At 55.1% G+C, this 16,219-nt stretch carries 13 protein-coding genes, 1 tRNA gene and 3 pseudogenes; 12 read left to right on the plus strand and 5 right to left on the minus strand.

Going from position 1 to position 16,219, the window contains the following annotated elements; genetic code table 11:
* Nucleotides 1-112: 112 nt before the first annotated feature.
* Entirely contained in the window at nucleotides 113-4,066 is a 3,954-nt protein-coding gene (locus J2S20_RS08735) for an N-acetylmuramoyl-L-alanine amidase family protein (protein ID WP_307255047.1), read from the plus strand.
* A gap of 268 nt (nucleotides 4,067-4,334) precedes the next feature.
* Here the strand turns inward: J2S20_RS08735 and J2S20_RS08740 are convergent, their stop codons facing one another.
* Complete coding sequence (locus J2S20_RS08740) at nucleotides 4,335-5,369, minus strand: YeiH family protein (protein WP_307255048.1); 1,035 nt, start codon at nucleotides 5,367-5,369, stop codon at nucleotides 4,335-4,337.
* A gap of 135 nt (nucleotides 5,370-5,504) precedes the next feature.
* Between J2S20_RS08740 and J2S20_RS08745 the strand changes: the two genes are divergently transcribed.
* From J2S20_RS08745 to J2S20_RS08760, 3 genes and pseudogenes are all read left to right on the plus strand, one after another.
* The gene (locus J2S20_RS08745) at nucleotides 5,505-6,392 is read left to right on the plus strand and encodes a LysR substrate-binding domain-containing protein (protein ID WP_307255077.1); all 888 of its coding nucleotides are present in this window, start codon (nucleotides 5,505-5,507) and stop codon (nucleotides 6,390-6,392) included.
* Nucleotides 6,389-6,730 (plus strand): arsenate reductase family protein, encoded by a 342-nt coding sequence (locus J2S20_RS08750; RefSeq protein ID WP_307255050.1) that lies wholly within the window; start codon nucleotides 6,389-6,391, stop codon nucleotides 6,728-6,730. The genes J2S20_RS08745 and J2S20_RS08750 overlap by 4 nt, the downstream gene beginning before the upstream one ends.
* 249 nt (nucleotides 6,731-6,979) lie before the next feature.
* A pseudogene (locus J2S20_RS08760) lies at nucleotides 6,980-7,207 on the plus strand (branched-chain amino acid transporter permease); the annotation flags it as partial.
* Nucleotides 7,208-7,217: 10 nt separating this feature from the next.
* Here the strand turns inward: J2S20_RS08760 and J2S20_RS08765 are convergent.
* The gene (locus J2S20_RS08765) at nucleotides 7,218-8,264 is read right to left on the minus strand and encodes a threonine aldolase family protein (RefSeq protein WP_307255053.1); all 1,047 of its coding nucleotides are present in this window, start codon (nucleotides 8,262-8,264) and stop codon (nucleotides 7,218-7,220) included.
* Between the two features lies 1 nt (nucleotide 8,265).
* Entirely contained in the window at nucleotides 8,266-8,919 is a 654-nt protein-coding gene (locus tag J2S20_RS08770) for a YczE/YyaS/YitT family protein (RefSeq protein ID WP_106612800.1), read from the minus strand.
* A gap of 192 nt (nucleotides 8,920-9,111) precedes the next feature.
* Here J2S20_RS08770 and J2S20_RS08775 point away from each other — a divergent pair, with 192 nt between their 5' ends.
* The 3 genes and pseudogenes from J2S20_RS08775 to J2S20_RS08785 form a co-directional block, all read left to right on the plus strand.
* Nucleotides 9,112-9,858, plus strand: coding sequence for a DUF134 domain-containing protein (locus tag J2S20_RS08775; protein WP_106612801.1), 747 nt, complete (start codon nucleotides 9,112-9,114; stop codon nucleotides 9,856-9,858).
* A 148-nt stretch (nucleotides 9,859-10,006) separates the two neighbouring features.
* Nucleotides 10,007-10,147: pseudogene (locus J2S20_RS08780) on the plus strand (4Fe-4S binding protein); the annotation flags it as partial.
* Between the two features lie 33 nt (nucleotides 10,148-10,180).
* Nucleotides 10,181-10,363 (plus strand): annotated as a pseudogene (locus tag J2S20_RS08785) (4Fe-4S binding protein); the annotation flags it as partial.
* 123 nt (nucleotides 10,364-10,486) lie between these two features.
* Here J2S20_RS08785 and J2S20_RS08790 read toward each other — a convergent pair.
* Nucleotides 10,487-10,765 (minus strand): type II toxin-antitoxin system HicB family antitoxin, encoded by a 279-nt coding sequence (locus tag J2S20_RS08790; RefSeq protein ID WP_106612802.1) that lies wholly within the window; start codon nucleotides 10,763-10,765, stop codon nucleotides 10,487-10,489.
* Between the two features lie 117 nt (nucleotides 10,766-10,882).
* Between J2S20_RS08790 and J2S20_RS08795 the strand changes: the two genes are divergently transcribed.
* The 3 genes from J2S20_RS08795 (at nucleotide 10,883) to J2S20_RS08805 (ending at nucleotide 13,028) form a co-directional block, all read left to right on the plus strand.
* Entirely contained in the window at nucleotides 10,883-12,439 is a 1,557-nt protein-coding gene (locus J2S20_RS08795) for an ABC-F family ATP-binding cassette domain-containing protein (protein WP_106612803.1), read from the plus strand.
* A gap of 129 nt (nucleotides 12,440-12,568) precedes the next feature.
* Nucleotides 12,569-12,651, plus strand: a tRNA-Leu gene (locus tag J2S20_RS08800).
* 161 nt (nucleotides 12,652-12,812) lie between these two features.
* Nucleotides 12,813-13,028: a hypothetical protein gene (locus tag J2S20_RS08805; RefSeq protein WP_106612804.1), complete on the plus strand. Its 216-nt coding sequence runs from the start codon at nucleotides 12,813-12,815 to the stop codon at nucleotides 13,026-13,028.
* Nucleotides 13,029-13,068: 40 nt separating this feature from the next.
* Here J2S20_RS08805 and bioB read toward each other — a convergent pair whose 3' ends face one another.
* A complete protein-coding gene (gene bioB, locus J2S20_RS08810; protein WP_211292267.1) occupies nucleotides 13,069-14,094 on the minus strand; it encodes a biotin synthase BioB in 1,026 nt (341 codons plus the stop codon).
* A 257-nt stretch (nucleotides 14,095-14,351) separates the two neighbouring features.
* Here bioB and J2S20_RS08815 point away from each other — a divergent pair, with 257 nt between their 5' ends.
* Together J2S20_RS08815 and J2S20_RS08820 are read left to right on the plus strand one after the other, a co-directional pair.
* On the plus strand, nucleotides 14,352-14,891 hold the full coding sequence (locus J2S20_RS08815) for a biotin transporter BioY (RefSeq protein WP_307255055.1): 540 nt from the start codon (nucleotides 14,352-14,354) through the stop codon (nucleotides 14,889-14,891).
* A gap of 298 nt (nucleotides 14,892-15,189) precedes the next feature.
* Entirely contained in the window at nucleotides 15,190-16,161 is a 972-nt protein-coding gene (locus tag J2S20_RS08820) for a YitT family protein (protein ID WP_242933993.1), read from the plus strand.
* Nucleotides 16,162-16,219: the final 58 nt, after the last annotated feature.

Below are 16,219 nucleotides of genomic sequence, written 5' to 3' on the forward strand. Positions count from 1 at the left end.
TTGCGTTTTCCGACAGATGTGTTAATATTTGATTAGGCAGAGCTAACTCAAATCCCTTGGTTAGCTTTTTCTAATGAAAGTAAGCAAAAGAAAATAAAGAGGGGAGTAAGGTATGAAGTTAAGAAATGTTTTATCTAAGCTGCTGTGCGGCTGCCTCGCGACGTCCATGCTGAGCACGTCCGTGGTCGCGCCCGTCTTTGCAGCGGGAACGGGGGCAGGGAATCGGACTGTCTCATCAGAGGAAGCACAGGCAGAAATGCCGGATTTTGATGCGGCAGTCTCTGGTGCGGCACTGATTCCGGACGGAGAAGACGAGGCGGCAGAGGAGTCTTTTGAGATTGCCAGTGCTGCAAATGCAGAGAGCAGGCAGAGGCGAGAGAGAGGCGGCGCATTGGCTGCGGAGTCTATTAGGGGCGATGGTGATGTGACAGAGGAGGCTGCAGAGCAGGTGACGGTCAGCTTCTCTGTGAAGGGGAACGGATATCTGAAGTACAGGACAGCGGAGGGCGGCGAGGAGCAGGAATTTCGTCCGACGACTGAAAATGCAGAGCTGGAGATTAGTATTCCTTCGGGACTCAAGCTGAACAGAGCTCCGGTCAAAACTGCTACAGACGATAGCGAAAACTACTTGCTGCTCTATTGGGAGCTGTGGAGCGATACGGAGAATGAGTGGCAGAAGCTTTCAAAGCTCAAGCAGTATCCCAACACGCTGGAGCTAGTGAGCGGTATGAGACTCAGAGCTGTATTTTCTTCCATGGCGGATCAGGGATATCTCTATATCAAGCCGATTGAGAAGAAGGATGATACAGAGCTCACAGAGGAGATGCTTTTTGCAGCCGTCTCCAGCGAAAGCAAACGACAGGATATCAGGAGCTTTCGTTTTGATCAGAAGCTGGTGAAGAAAGGTCTTTTAGCGGACGGAGAGGTAGAAAAGACAGTTTCCCTTCCGGTCACGGTTGTCTATAAAGATTTTTCTACCGATGGAAAGACGGTCAAGATCCATATCACCCCCGGAGAGAAGCAGGCGGAGCCGGAGCTGCCGAAGCCGGAGCCGGGACAGGATGCGGAGGAGCTGCTGGGCTTTGAGAGCGCATTCGCCATGAGACAGACCGGAGAGGACAAAATCCTGCCGAATTTCACACTTCGCTGGCTGACACCGAAGAAGGTGGATTACTATCGCGTCACAGTCGATCGGACGGTTGAGGAGAAGTTCATTCCGACAGAGAAGGGCAGAAATTTTGAGGGTCAGAACACGATCTTTAATACCCTCTTCGACAGTGATTTCAATTTTGAGCTGAAGGACAGCGAGCAGCGCTTTCCGGTGCGCGTTGAGGCTTATCTGGGAACAGAGTGCATCGCAAAAATAGAGAAGGAACTGGTGGCGCCGGAGAAGGCCAAAATCGAGTCGATTACCGTGAATGGGGATCCCATTGAACGTGAGATGCAGTTTCATGCACCGCTGGAGGTTCAGCTGAAGCTCAATGCGGAGCTCATGAAGAAGTCGGCAGAGAACCACATCACCCTCGAGCACGGCGAAAATAAGATTCGTACAGAGCTGGAGTTCGGAGAGAAGAGCGTTACTCTGCGGCCCATAGAGGCGCTGCGGCAGGGGGAGCGATACACGCTGAAGATTGGCAGCTGGCTCCGGACCGAGGACCAGCGCTCCTTCCTCGAAAAAGAAGAGAGCTACATCCTTGAAGTAAAGAAGGAGGCGAATGCCGAGCCGCTTAAGCTGGCACAGCTTCTGGTGAATAATGACCCGGGGAAGGATCTTCTGAAAACACCGGACTATAAGCTGCAGACCGGGGACACGGGGCTCAGTCTCTACTTCAACCAGCCGGTATCCTTTGAGCATCTGGAAGAAGGAGACGTCAGCTTCCAGGGCAAGGGCATATGGCTCAGCAAGAAGGGAGCGGGTATCAATGACACAACCCGGCTCATGGGAGGAGAGCTTTTCCTCCGGGAGCTAGATGGAAAGCAGGTATCCTGTGTGAGCTTTCAGATGGCAGGCAAGGCGGCACATGTGGAATCGCAGGTGGAGCCGCTGGATGCAAACAGCTGCTACATTCTGCACATTGATGAGAAGATCGTCTCTGCGGCAGGTCAGCCGATCGAGGGCGGATTTACGAAGGAAATCTGCACCGGAGCGGTGGCGGCAAAGAGCTACACGATGGAAATCGGCAATGCAGAATTCATAGAACCCGCATCAAAAGAGCTGAAGCAGCAGATCCCCGCCGGAGCCAGAGTGCGGATCCGGGCAGCAAAGAAGGAAGGTCAGGAATTTATAGCCTGGTATCTGAGTGCTCTTCTGCAAGAGGAAGCGCCGGAGACTTATCGGGAGCTTCTTCGTCAGCAGAGCAATCCGGAGCTCAGCTTTACCATGCCGAAGACCGACCTGTATCTGTCACCGGATTACCGGAAGCCGCAGGGAGGCGGGCAGGAGACAGAGCAGAAGGAGCAGACAGAGCTGGAGAAGTTTTTGCAGGAGAAGAATGTGATCCCGGGCGCGGAGGTTCTTGAGCGAAGGGCCGCGGCTGAGGGGCTGAAGGTTCTGCTGTTGAAGAAGCGCTATCTGCTGCTTCAGAAGGCGGAGACTGTGTGCGGTCTCTCCGTCAATGCAGAGGGGATGCTCTTTGGCGTTGCGACCGTGGCAGACTGGAAGGCAGGAGAACTGAAAAGAGAGATCAGAATTCCGGTACAGCTGAAGCAGACGGAGGCCGCACTTGAGCTCAGCGATGATCTGCTGAACGGAGGAGAGGGAGATTCAGCAGTGCCGCTTCAGCTCTATGTCCCGGTGACGATACTCCGCGATGAGAACCGGAACGGCAGAGCAGATCTCTCGGAGCAGGGAGGCAAGACGAATGCGGAGCGTATTGCAGAAATCAAGGAACAGATTCAATTCCGGCAGCTCACGCTGAAGGAGAATCAGCCGGTTCCGGAGCATGAGGAGGAAGTGCTCAGCGTGCTGAAGCTTCCGCGGAATGTGGAGCTCATCGCGGCACCCGAGACCTGCGGGCTGTCTCTCTCTGCGGACGGAAACATCAGCGGTGTACCGGATGTAGTGGACTGGAATGCGGGAGAGCGCATTCGCGTGATCACGATTCCCGTTGAGCTGGAGATCATTTCAGAGAATGAGGCAGAAGCAGGACTTCCGTTCCGCTATCCTGTCACTGTTGTCATAGAGCGAGGCGAGCTGAACCGGGCAAATGTACTGATTTCCGAGGATGTGGCGAACAGGCTGGCGGTTTATGGCATCGTTATGGACGGGCAGGCAATTTTCCAACCGGAGTCCGCAGCCTGGTACGATGCAGTCTATAAGGGAAATGCAAAGGTTCAGCGACTGGTCGGAAAGGAGTGGCAGGAGCTGCCAAAATCAGAGTACAGCTTTAATCCGGCGGCAAAGACCATTACCTTTGCGGGAAGGCTGCTGAAGACCGGCGATCTGCTTCGCATTGCCGTTCAGAATTATGAGGATATCTGGATGAAGCTTGTGAATCCTGAGGATCACAGGGACAGTGAAGGTAATATTCCGCCGGTTGCACTTTATCTTCTCGATGAGAATCCACTGACAGGGCAGCAGGGAGAGAAGCCCGCGCCGAAGCCGGAGAAGAAGGAACCTGAGAAGAAGCCCGCGCCGAAGCCGGAGAAGAAGCCGGACGGTGGAAGCGCCGGAAGCTCCGGAAGCTCCGGCGGTACACACAGCAGGCACAGAAGAGGCTCAGGCGGTGGTGGCGGCGGACATGCGGCGACTGCGAACCGGAGTACTGCGGGCAGTCAGCAGAGAGCACTTCCGGATACCAGCGGGAGCTGGGTGAAAAATCCGGAGGGCGGCTGGAAGTTTACCGATCCGCTCGGTCAGGTCTACCGCAACTGGTGGATCGTATCCGGCAACCGCTGGTATTACGCCGGGAATGACGGAAATCTTCTGTATGGCTGGCAGTTTATTGGCGGGCACTGGTACTATTTCTCAAAGTATCTTCTGAACGGAAATCCGCAGGGAGCTCTGCTCACCAGCACAGTCACACCGGACGGCTATCTGGTGGATGAAAACGGGAGATGGAACTGAGAGACAGTGGTATCGTAGAATCGGCAAAATAGATAGAACTGATATAACAGAAGGACACAGAAAATGCCCATCAGCTGAGTTTCAATAGCTGATGGGCATTTCTTAGTTCTTTCCCCATCTCGCTGTCGCTCGATGGGTTTTGTCGTCAAGCCCCTCCTGCGCAAGCGCGGGGAGGTTTTCCTCTTTATTTTACCATCTCGCTGCCGCTCGATGGGTTTTCTCGTCAAAACTCCATTTGCGCAAGCGCATGGAGTCTTTCCTCGTTATTTTACCATATTCTCATAAGATGCTGCATCAGGAGGCCTACGACCGTGATTCCTGCCCAGCAGCATGCACCGAGAGAGAGAGGCTTGCCACCGGTCCTGATGAGTTTGATCAAGTTGCTGTTCAGACCGATTGCGGCCATTGCCATGACGATAAAGAACTTGCTCAGGGTTTTCAGGGGGGCGAATACGCTGGAGGGAATCCCGGCACCAAGCGCAAGCGTTGTGATGAGAGAGGCCGCGACAAAATAGAGTATGAACATGGGGAAGACCTGCCTCAGACTGACGGAAGTATTGCCCTTTTCAGAGCCTGCTCTGCGGGCACGGATGAAAGCGAGTCCCAGCGTAATGGGGATGATCGCCAGCGTGCGGGTCAGCTTTACGGTCACTGCCTTGTCGAGCGTTGCGGTGCCGAGCCCCCACATGCTGTCCCAGGTGGAGGCGGCAGCTGTGACAGAGGAGGTGTCATTGACCGCAGTGCCTGCAAAGATTCCGAAGGCCTCTCCGCTTGTCGTATCAAAGCCGATCACATTTCCCAGTATGGGAAAGAGAATTGCAGCGAGGACGTTGAAAAAGAAGATGACCGAGATCGCCTGCGCCACCTCATCATCGTCCGCATCAATGACAGGTGCGGTCGCCGCAATCGCAGAGCCGCCGCAGATGGAGGAGCCGACGCCGACCAGAGTGGAGATATTTCCCGGTATGTGCATGACCCGGTGCAGGACATAGGCGATAATCAGCGAGGTGGAGATGGTGCAGAGGATGATGGGCAGAGACTGCGCGCCGGTTTTCAGTATGACATGGAGATCGAGGCCGAAGCCGAGCAGTACGACTGCAGTCTGCAGGATGATCTTTGAGCTGAATTTGATGCCGGGAGCAGCACTGCCCTTGTTGTTCCAGAACATTGTTATGATCATACCTGCCAGAATTGCGATGACAGCGCCGCCGATGACAGGGAATTTCTTTCCGAGCAGCCATGACGGAAGCGCAATGATAAAGCATACCAGAATGCCGGGGATATGTTTCTGCAGCCAGTTCATGAATGTTTCCTCCTAAGTGAAAAACTTTTTCGAGACTCATTATAAAAGAATAGGAAAGTAAAGAAAAATTATATATAATGATATATTAATAAGAAATCATTATGGATTAGCAAACTTGGGAAGGAGGAGACAGAGCTGGATTTCAGAATCGAGACCTTTTTAGCTGCGTGTGAGCATATGAATTTTTCCAGGGCGGCAGAAGCGCTTTGCATCACGCAGCCCGCAGTGTCCCAGCACATTCAGTATCTGGAGCGGGAGTATGGCGTGAAGCTCTTTCGAAAGGAAGGAAAGCGGATCTATCTCACCGGAGAAGGGCGTATCCTTCGTGAGACGATGGCAGTGATCAAAAATGATGAGCAGATCATGCGGGAGCGAATGCGGGAGTGCGGGAGCGGAAAGAGGGAGCTCTCCTTCGGTGTAACCATGACGATAGGAGAGTATACGCTCTTGGCTCCGCTCGCAGCGTATCTGAAGGCCCATCCGGAGCGCAATGTGCGTGTTCGTTACGGAAATACCGCAAAGCTTGAGGAGGAGCTTCGAGAAGGAAGCATTGACTTTGCGCTGGTGGAGGGGTATTTTCGTAAGGAGGCATATGATTCCTTACGTTTTGATACGGAGCAATTTATTCCGGTCTGTGCCGCGGCGCATTCGTTTTTGAGAGAGCCTCATTCGCTCAGAGATCTTGTCGGTGAGCGCCTCATACTCCGGGAGCCGGGCTCCGGAACCAGAAATATCCTTGAGCGCAGTCTTGCGGTGAAGGGGCTCAGCGTGCAGGACTTTCAGCGCAGAACGGAGATTGAAAACATGCACGTAATCATCGGACTTCTGGAGAGGGACTGTGGGATTTCTTTTCTGTACCGGGTTGCTGTGCGGGATCAGCTGCTTCGCGGGACGCTCAGGGAACTGTTGCTTGAGGACTTTAAGCTGGAGCATGATTTTGCCTTTATATGGCCGAGAGGGAGTGCCTTTCGGGAGGATTACCATGCCATCAGTGAGGAACTGAGAGGATACAGAGAATTATGAACATACAGATATTCGGAACAAGGAAGAGTTTTGATACGAAAAAGGCGGAGCGCTATTTTAAGGAGCGCGGCATCCGTTTTCAGATGGTGGATCTGAAGGAGAAGGGACTCAGCCGCGGCGAGCTGCAGAGTGTGCTGCGCGCGGTTGGCGGGCTGGAGGCGCTGCTGGATCCAAAGACGAAGGCACAGGAGCAGCTGACCCTGATCCGCTACCTGTCGCCGGAGGACAGGGAGGAGAAGGCACTGGAGCATCCGGAGGTATTCCGCACGCCCATCGTGCGAAACGGGCAGAGGGCCACAGTCGGCTACTGCCCGGAGGTCTGGAAGGAGTGGGAATGAAGCAGAGCGCTCCTCTCAGAGCGCTGTGGGAGGCTTTTCCGCACACGCTTCCGATTTTTGCGGGTTTCTGGTTTCTCGGACTCGCCTATGGGGTTTACATGCATGTCTCCGGCTTCTCCTTCTGGTATCCCATGCTGATGAGCATGACGATCTTCGGAGCTGACCGTTTTCTGCTTCCATCAATGTGTCTGATACTTCTTTTACTTACATTGTTTCGGAAACCATTGTCAGAGCGGGGAGGGAAAACCCACACCTCCTTTTATTGCCTATCTCGGGAGGGCCTTGCCCTCAGCTGTTTTTGCCATGCTCGTGGTCTACTGTCTGAGGGGCGTCAGTCTCTTTTTCGGCACGCATGCAGTCCCGGAACTGATCGCCATTATAATAACAGCGGCGCTCCACCGCTGGAAGCATCAGATGCTTCTCTCAATCGCAGGTGGAACCGCTGCGTATATGCTGCTTGTGCAGCTGATATTTTAATTTGGACACATCATTTCAGAAGGGCAATCAGCGCACGGAGCTCTGTCTCCGTGGTGGCCCAGCTGGTCACAAAGCGGATGATGCTCCTGTTCTCATCTACGGGCTCCCAGGGACTGAAATTAACCGTCTCCCGGAGCCTTTCTTTTCTGTCATGATCCACGACGGCAAAGCTCTGGTTTGTGACGGAATCGAAGCGGAGCTCATAGCCGTACTCCAGAAGGGCGTGCCGCAGCCGGATGGCAGCATCGACCGCAAAGCTGCCGAGCGTCAGGTAGAGAGAGTCTGTAAAGAGCGCGTCAAACTGTACACCGAGGAGACGTCCCTTTGCGAGCAGGGCGCCGTGCTGCTTTATCATGGTAAAGAAGTGTGGGATGAGCCCGGGAGTGGGGATCACGACTGCCTCGCCAAAGAGGGCTCCGCACTTGGTGCCGCCGATATAGAAGATATCGCAGAGCTCTGCGAGCGCAGGGAGAGAGACATCATTTTCCGGGCTTGCCAGTGCGTAGGCAAGGCGGGCGCCATCCGCGTAGAGCCAGAGTCCATACTTCCGACAGATCTCATGCAGCGCGCGCAGCTCAGAGAGGGAGTAGAGCGTGCCGAGCTCGCTTGGCTGAGAGATGTAGACCATGGCCGGCATCACTGTGTGCTCACGCGTCTCATCCTGCCGGTAGCTCAGGACAGCGCGCTCCACATCCCGGGCGCAGAGCTTTCCGTTGCGGGAAGGGAGTGGAAGGACCTTATGACCGCCGTATTCGATGGCGCCCGCCTCGTGCACGGCAATGTGTCCGCTCTCCGGCGCAAGTACGCCCTGATAGGGGCGGAGCAGAGAATCGATGACTGCTGCATTGGTCTGTGTTCCGCCGACGAGAAAGTGAATCTCCGCCTCCGGGCAGGCGCAGGCGGCGCGTATCTTTTCTCTCGCCGCAGCGCAGAACTGATCCTCACCGTAGCCCGCAGCAGGGATCAGATTGCTCTCTGTGAGAGCGCGGAGCACCGCAGGATGCGCCCCCATCATGTAGTCGGAGGCAAAGGGAAGTCTTGTTTCGAATGCTGCCATATCATACACCTTCTTTCCTGACACTGGTGATCGCAGGGCCGAGCAGAGGCTCTGCGACATATTTTGTGAAAAAGCTGATGAAGGGAGAGAGTCCCAGCGCACACATCAGCGTGCCGATGCCGAGCAGTCCGCCGAGCAGAAGCGTCAGCAGCGCGCCGACGCAGTCTGTGAAGGCGCGGCACCAGAAGTAGGAGCGCCCGCTCCTCCGGCTGAGGATGATCGACAGGGAATCATAGGGGGCGATGCCCATATCCGCGGTCTGATAGATGGCGCAGGAGAGCGTGAGTATCAGTATCCCGAGCACCATGACAAGCAGCTTTGACGCAAAGTGCTCCGGAGCCAGATGAAGGTAGCGTCCCAGATGATCGCAGGCAGATGCGACCGTTCCGACCATGACCCAGTTGATGAAGGTACCGATGCCGATCAGCGAGCGGCCGAAAATGTATTCCAGAAGAAAATAGGCGCTGTTGACGAAGAGATTCAGAACGGCAAAATCGACGCCGAGCTTCGCCGCCGCAGCGATCACAAAGGCAGTGTTGGGATCATTTCCCATGAGAGAGAGCTTGAAGAGACCGATACCGACCCCCAGAAAGAAGACGCCGATCAGCATGAATACGAAGCGGCGTACATTGGATTGATTGATATGAGTGGGCATGACACCTCCGGCAGCCAGGGGCTGAGAGCAGTTTTGGTAATAGAAGAACAGCAACAGATTCACCTTAGTATAAGAAAAGGATATCCACTCTGCAAGTAAAAAAGAAAAGTTTTATGAAAGTTATTGACATATGTCAGTAAATGCCGCATGATAGCTGCAGAGCTTTCACGCGGAAACAGATTGGAGGTTGTGATGGCAAGACCCCGGAAATGCAGAAAGATATGCTGTTACCCTGACTACTGGAGCTTTGGCCCTGTGGGTGAGGGGGGGCAGCTGCCGCCTGTGGTGATGAGCCTTGATGAGTATGAGGTGCTCCGTCTTCTGGATTACTGCGGGCTGACGCAGGAGGAGTGTGCGCGCGCCATGGAGGTCGCCCGGACCACGGTGACCGGAGTGTATGATTCCGCGAGAAAGAAAATGGTTACCATGCTGGTGGAGGGCAGAGCGCTCCGGATTTCCGGAGGCAATATCAGTCTGAAGCTCTGCGAAAAATTAAGACCGGCGGAGCTGCCAGAGAAGGGAAGCGATGCTATGAGAATTGCGGTTTGCTATGAGAACGGGGAGATATTTCAGCACTTTGGGAGAACGGAGCAGTTTAAGCTCTATGATATTGAGAACGGAGCGGTGCAGTCTGCACGCGTGGTCGGCACAGAGGGCGCGGGCCATGGGGCACTCGCGGGCTTTCTGAAGGCGGTAGAGGCGGATGCTCTGATCTGCGGGGGGATCGGCGGCGGTGCCCGCATGGCTCTCTCCGAGGCGGGGATTCAGCTCTATCCGGGTGTCAGCGGGGACGCGGATGCGGCAGCAGCGGCGCTTGCAAAGGGCGAGCTGAAGTTCGACCCGGCCACGGAGTGTTTTCACCACGGGGAGCATCACGGCGAGGGTCACAGCTGTGGTCACCACGGTGAGGGACATGGCTGCGGACATCACGAGGGGTGAGAGCAGCCGGAGAGGCTGAGAGCTTTTTGTGCGATAAGAGCAATACACGGGAAGCGGCGAACAGTATAAGCAGACAATCAGGCAAATAAAATAAGAAGAGAAGAGGAACAGAAGGAGGCGAGATGCCGTCAAAAAATACGCGAGAGTAGATCAGCGAAGCTGTGTGTCCTGCGGGAGCTGTGAAAAGCTCTGTCCGCGGGATGCAATTCGGGTGTGGAAGGGATGTTATGCAAAGGTGGAGGCGGAGAGCCGCGTCGGCTGTGGCATCTGCGTGCGGGCCTGTCCCGCGGACTGCATTGAGACCGTGCCGCGGAGCTTCGCCTATACGGATGGCAGCGTCCCGGCGTGGGTGGCACAGTTCAGCTTCGGCTTCTATGGTCTTATGCTGACTTCCGCCCTCATCGGTATCATTGTGATGGCGCTCTATAAACCGAGAAGCTGGTGCACCTTCTGTCCCATGGGTACGATGACCCAGGGCATATGCAAACTGAAGGCAGAGCATTGACAGGACGCGGATCATGCAGTCCGCTGCGCCCGGTTTTCACACTATGCGGGAGCCGGGCACTTTGCTGTTATGCGCAGCCGACGCGGCGCTTTTTCCTTTGGCTGCAGGCGTAGTCACAGGCGCTCAGCCGAGCCAGTTCCAGTTCTCCTCGCGGGGGAGCACCAGCGCCAGCATGACGACCTGCTCCCCTTTTTCGAGTGATATTTCCTCCGCCTCACTGTGAGGCGGGAGGAGCGCATCGCTGTCCAGCTCGGAGAGTATATAGCTGATGCCTTCATTTCTCGCGTCATCGAGGGCATCCTCCATATCCTTTCCCTCACCATAGCAGCCGTCGAGATCGCAAAACTCCGCGCGGTAAGTGTGCGCAAGCTTTTTCAGTATCACAGGATAATATAGTGTCATCTTGTCACCTCACAATAGATTTGCTTCAATTTTTATCAGCAATCTGGTATAAATTTCAGGAGAGGCGGCGCGGAGCGTCGTCTGTGGAAAATTATAGCCGATAAGGAGTTTTTTTGCATGAGTATTCTCACTGTTGAGCATCTGTCACACGGCTTCGGAGACCGCGCAATCTTTGAGGACGTCTCCTTTCGTCTGCTGCGGGGAGAGCATATCGGCCTCGTGGGGGCAAATGGCGAGGGAAAGTCCAGCTTTATGAATATCATTACGGGGAGGCTCACGCCGGATGAGGGAAGAGTTGAGTGGGCCAGGAATGTACACGTGAGCTATCTCGACCAGCACGCGGTGCTGGAGCGCGGCATGACGATAGGTTCTGTGCTCCGCACAGCCTTTGATCCGCTGCTTATTCTGGAGCAGAGGATGAATGAGCTCTGCGACCGCATGACAACTGCGGGAGAGGAGGAGATGGAGGGGCTCATGGAGGAGCTCGGCACTGTGCAGGATATGCTCACGGCACACGACTTCTATCTCATTGATGCGAAAGTTGAGGAGGTCGCACGGGCACTGGGTCTTATGGAGCTGGGATTAAATAAGGATGTGACAGAGCTCTCGGGAGGGCAGCGCACCCGGGTTTTGCTGGGGAAACTGCTGCTTGAAAAACCGGATATTCTGCTTCTTGACGAGCCGACGAACTATCTGGATGAGGAGCACATCAGCTGGCTCCGGCGCTACCTAGAGGAGTATGAGAATGCGTTTATACTGATCTCGCATGACATTCCCTTTTTAAACAGCGTGATCAATGTCATCTACCATGTGGAGGGCTGTCAGCTGACCCGCTACGCAGGGGATTATCATAAATTTGAGGAGGTCTATGCGGTAAAGAAGGCGCAGCTTCAGGCGGCCTACGACAGACAGCAGCAGGAGATCGCGGAATTAAAGGATTTCGTCGCGCGGAACAAGGCGCGGGTTGCCACCAGAAATATGGCGATGTCCCGTCAGAAGAAGCTCGACAATATGGAGAGGATAGAGCTGGCTGCGGAAAAGCCGAAGCCGGAGTTTCATTTTCAGATGGCGCGCACGCCGGGAAAGTATCTCTTTACGACTGAGGAGCTCGTGATTGGTTACGACGAGCCGCTCTCCTCCCCGCTGAATCTTAAGATGGAGCGCGGCGCGAGAATCACCATGACGGGTGCCAACGGCATCGGAAAAACGACGCTCTTAAAGAGTCTGCTCGGACTCATACCGGAGTACGCGGGGAGAGTCGAGCGCGGAGATTACCTGGAGATCGGTTACTTTGAGCAGGAGGTCACTCCGGATCCGCAGCACAGCTGTCTTGAGGCACTGTGGCAGGAGTTTCCGGGATTCACGCAGTATGAGGCGCGGGCAGCGCTCGCAAAGTGCGGTCTCACGACAAAGCATATCGAGAGCCGTGTGAAGGTGCTCTCCGGAGGTGAACAGGCAAAGCTCCGGCTCTGTGTGCTCATGAACCGTGAGGCCAATCTTCTCGTGCTGGACGAGCCGACCAATCATCTCGATGTGGATGCCAAGGAGGAGCTGAAGCGGGCACTGAAGGAGTACCCGGGCAGCATACTCATGGTCTGTCACGAGCCGGAGTTCTATCAGGATATCGCGACGGAGGTATGGGACTGCACGAGGTGGACAACAAAGCTGGTGTGAGTTCCGCGCAGGAGCGGAAGCGGAGGATGAGGGCAACTGTCGAAGCTGTGCGGGGAACTGGGAAAATCACAAAAAGTAAAAAAAGAGCTTGAATCCTCCCATGCCCTGTGCTATACTGCACAGGCATTCGCGGGAATGCTGGAATTGGCAGACAGGCTAGACTAAGGATCTAGTGGCCACAAGCCGTGTGGGTTCAAGTCCCATTTCCCGCACTGCACAGGGAAAGCTTTCATTACGGAGGCTTTCCTTTTTTATCATATGGAAAAAAAATCGGCTTCCCCATAGGAGAAAGCCCCTCGGCACCTGTGTATTTGATGGAAAAATTTTCATTTTGTTTGAGGATCCTGTTTAAGGATCAGGATTAAGGAGAAATATGAGTAAAAAGAGATTGTTTCAGCTGATTGACGCCGCGGCGCTCGGGAGCATCGAGGCGGCTGCAGAGCTCGGTGAAGGCTACTTAAAGGGCAGCTTTGACGGGAAAAAGAATTATGAGAAGGCCTTTAAGTGGAGCTGTTACGCCGCCAAGCGCGGCAGTGAGAGAGCGGCAGAGGTGATTACAGAGCTGAAGCAGCTGGGCTACGGAAGCTGAGCGCACGCTCTCCGGAGCGGAGAGCGCGGCGCATTGTCCCTTAGGCTCGTGCTTCCTGCGCCCACTCCGGGCGCACATCCCTGCCCATGGCGGTGAGCATCGCGCGGTCCTGCGCGATGGTGGAGCCGCTGGTGGTCAGCATATTTCCGGTGATCGTGGCGCTGGCGCCGGAGCAGAAGGTTTCACGCCCGTTCTCCTTCAGGGAGCGCCGTCCTCCCGCGAGTCGTATCTGTGCCTCCGGATTGATGAAGCGGAACAGGGCGATGCTCCGCAGCACCTCCTCGTCGCTGAGCGGCGGCTGATTTTCAAGCGGTGTTCCCTTCACCGGCATCAGAATATTGATCGGAATGGACTTGATCTGAAGCTCCGAGAGAGTGAGCGCCATGTCGATGCGATCCTCCCAGTCCTCCCCCATACCGATGATGCCGCCTGAGCACACTGTGAGCCCTGCGGCCTGTGCCCGACGTATGGCAGAGAGCTTCTGCTCAAAGCTGTGCGTTGTGCAGATCTGCGGAAAGAAGCGGTGGGAGCTCTCGATATTGTCGTGGTAGCGGCTCACCCCGGCCTCGCGCAGCCGCCGGAACTGCTCGTCTGTGAGAAAACCCATGGAGGCGCAGAGCTTCAGCTGACATTCTCTGCCGAGGCACTCATAGGTCTTGATGGCGCGGTCAAACTCTGCGCCGCTCAGTGCCCGCCCGGAGGTCACGATGGAGAAGCGGTTTACCCCCTCCCGCTCATGGGAGTGCGCCGCCGCGACAATGAGCTCGGAGGGGAGAAAATCATACTCCTCGCAGCCGGTTTTGCTGTGCGCCGACTGTGCGCAGTACTTGCAGTCCTCGCTGCAGCGCCCGCATTTTCCGCTGATAATCGTGCATAAATCTACTTTGTCCCCGCAGAAATGCGCCCGCAGGCGGTCTGCTCCCCGACACAGTGCATTCAGCTCGCATTGGAGCAGTGTCGGGAGCGCCGGATCACCGCGCTTCAGCCTGCGTCCCCCAATGATTTCTTCTGTGAGCTTCCCAATACCCGGCTCTGCCGCCTGCTGCATCCTGGCCTCTGCTTCCATAGTTGCCTCCCGTTTCGGGCCTCGATGCAGAAGCGCACCAGAGCGCCTGCACAGCCCGCTTAATGATTGATTTAAGCAGAGTATAGTCACTGCTTTGCAAGTTTGTCAACTGCAATAGAATATTTTGGTTGACAATTGAGGACGCACAGCGTATGCTCTTCAGGGACGAGCGGGATACAGCTGCTGTGAATACGCTGCACACTGCAGGTGGAGGCGGCTCTCTGCTCATACAAATCTGTTTTCGGGGGAGAGAAGGAATGAAAAGCTTAAGTACCAGAAACATGACACTGATCGGGGTTATGACTGCAGTGATGTGTATTTTCGGCCCCATGGCCCCACAGCTCGGACCTGTGCCTTTTTCACTTACGGTGCTCACGGTGTATCTCGCAGTCTATGTGCTCGGAATGAAGCTTGGCACCATCGCGTATCTTGTCTATCTGCTGATCGGCTTTGTCGGCGTGCCCGTGCTCTCAGGCTACTCCGGCGGCCCGGGCAAGGTGCTCGGACCAACCGGGGGTTATCTGATCGGCTTCATCTTTATGGCGCTGGTCAGCGGCTGGTTTATAGATCGCTATTATAAGAACATTGCCCTGCAGTTTGTCGGTATGGCGCTGGGGCTCACGATCTGTTATGCGCTCGGTACTCTTTGGCTTGCGTACACAACAGGAATGGGTCTTGCAAAGGCCTTTGCAGCGGGCGTGGTTCCCTTTGTCGCGCTCGATATGGTGAAGATCGTCCTTGCCATTCTTGTTGGGCGCCCGGTGAGAAGCCGTCTGTCCCGCGCGGTGACGGCCTGAAGGGAGAAGAGACAGACAAGAGAATAGGTTTTCTGTGCGGTTTCGGAGATGATGCGCTCCGAAGCCGTTTTTATCATGAGGGAAGTTCCTTCGAAGCTTCCATTATGATAAAGCCCGGCGGAGAATGTGCAGCGCGCACAAGGGAGGACTGTATACATAACTGTGAGTACGCAAAGTCCGGCAAGTTCCCCTTGCAGACTCTGTGATGAAATCGTTCTGCGGCTTTTTTGGGGCCCGGATCTCCAGGCAGTACAGAGTGACGCCAGCTGCCTGACGGAATAGGAATAAAAGCGGATCTGTGGTAGAATACATACACCACACGCCCGGAGGCGGGCTGCACGATAGGGAGGAATTCATGAAGGGCAAGGGTAAGAAAAAAACAAAGCTTGGAGAACTGCTTCGCCAGCTCAGCTGGAAAAACTTTCTCGGACTGCTCGCGGCAGGCTGTGTCAATGCATTTGGAGTCACCATATTTCTGCAACCGGTGGAGCTCTACGACAGCGGCATTTCCGGCACTTCCATGCTGCTTGCGCAGATCACGCCGCCATTTTTCACACTCTCAGTGTTTCTTGTGCTGCTGAATATTCCCCTCTTTCTCTTTGGCTGGAAGAAGCAGGGCACAGCGTTTACAATTTATTCTATCTTTGTGGTGAGCATCTATTCTATCGGGGCATGGATGATCACCGATGTGCTTCCGGTGGATGTGAGCCTGGCCTCGCCGCTTGCCGGGCGGGATCTGCTGCTCTGCGCACTCTTCGGCGGGATGATCTCCGGCACGGGCAGCGGGCTTGCGATCCGCTTTGGCGGAGCGATGGACGGCATGGATGTCGTCGCTTCTATCTTCGCAAAGGATCTGGGGCTCACAGTCGGAACCTTCACCATGATATACAATGTGATACTCTACGTGATTATAGGCTGTGTGCTGCAGAGCTGGATACTGCCGCTCTACTCCATCGTGACCTATATGGCGGGCATGCAGACTGTGGATTTCATCACGGAGGGCATAGACCGCTCGAAGAGCGCCATGATTATCACTGAGCGGGGGGATGCGGTCAGTGCGGAGCTCACCCGGGTGTTTGAGCGGGGGGCCACACTTCTGGAGGCGCGCGGCGCATACTCCGATACGAAGCGCACAGTGATCTACTTTGTTGTGAACCGTTTTCAGATCGGAAAGCTGAGAAGTCTCGTGAGGGGCATAGATCCGAATGCCTACATCACGGTTACAGAAGTCGCGGATGTGTTCCGCGGAGGGAAGAGAAAGGCCGCCTGATAAAAAACTTGACACCCTGTCACCTCAATGCTATATTCTGTTACATAACATATATAAC

This window comes from Moryella indoligenes (genome assembly GCF_030812885.1).
GTDB classification, from domain to species: Bacteria; Bacillota; Clostridia; order Lachnospirales; family Lachnospiraceae; genus Moryella; species Moryella indoligenes.

Coding starts and splice junctions, on each gene's coding strand:
- J2S20_RS08735 (WP_307255047.1), top strand. CDS start 113: ATGAAGTTAAGAAATGTTTTATCTAAGCTGCTGTGCGGCTGCCTCGCG.
- J2S20_RS08740 (WP_307255048.1), bottom strand. CDS start 5,369: ATGAACTGGCTGCAGAAACATATCCCCGGCATTCTGGTATGCTTTATC.
- J2S20_RS08750 (WP_307255050.1), top strand. CDS start 6,389: ATGAACATACAGATATTCGGAACAAGGAAGAGTTTTGATACGAAAAAG.
- J2S20_RS08765 (WP_307255053.1), bottom strand. CDS start 8,264: ATGGCAGCATTCGAAACAAGACTTCCCTTTGCCTCCGACTACATGATG.
- J2S20_RS08770 (WP_106612800.1), bottom strand. CDS start 8,919: ATGCCCACTCATATCAATCAATCCAATGTACGCCGCTTCGTATTCATG.
- J2S20_RS08775 (WP_106612801.1), top strand. CDS start 9,112: ATGGCAAGACCCCGGAAATGCAGAAAGATATGCTGTTACCCTGACTAC.
- J2S20_RS08790 (WP_106612802.1), bottom strand. CDS start 10,765: ATGACACTATATTATCCTGTGATACTGAAAAAGCTTGCGCACACTTAC.
- J2S20_RS08795 (WP_106612803.1), top strand. CDS start 10,883: ATGAGTATTCTCACTGTTGAGCATCTGTCACACGGCTTCGGAGACCGC.
- J2S20_RS08805 (WP_106612804.1), top strand. CDS start 12,813: ATGAGTAAAAAGAGATTGTTTCAGCTGATTGACGCCGCGGCGCTCGGG.
- bioB (WP_211292267.1), bottom strand. CDS start 14,094: ATGGAAGCAGAGGCCAGGATGCAGCAGGCGGCAGAGCCGGGTATTGGG.
- J2S20_RS08815 (WP_307255055.1), top strand. CDS start 14,352: ATGAAAAGCTTAAGTACCAGAAACATGACACTGATCGGGGTTATGACT.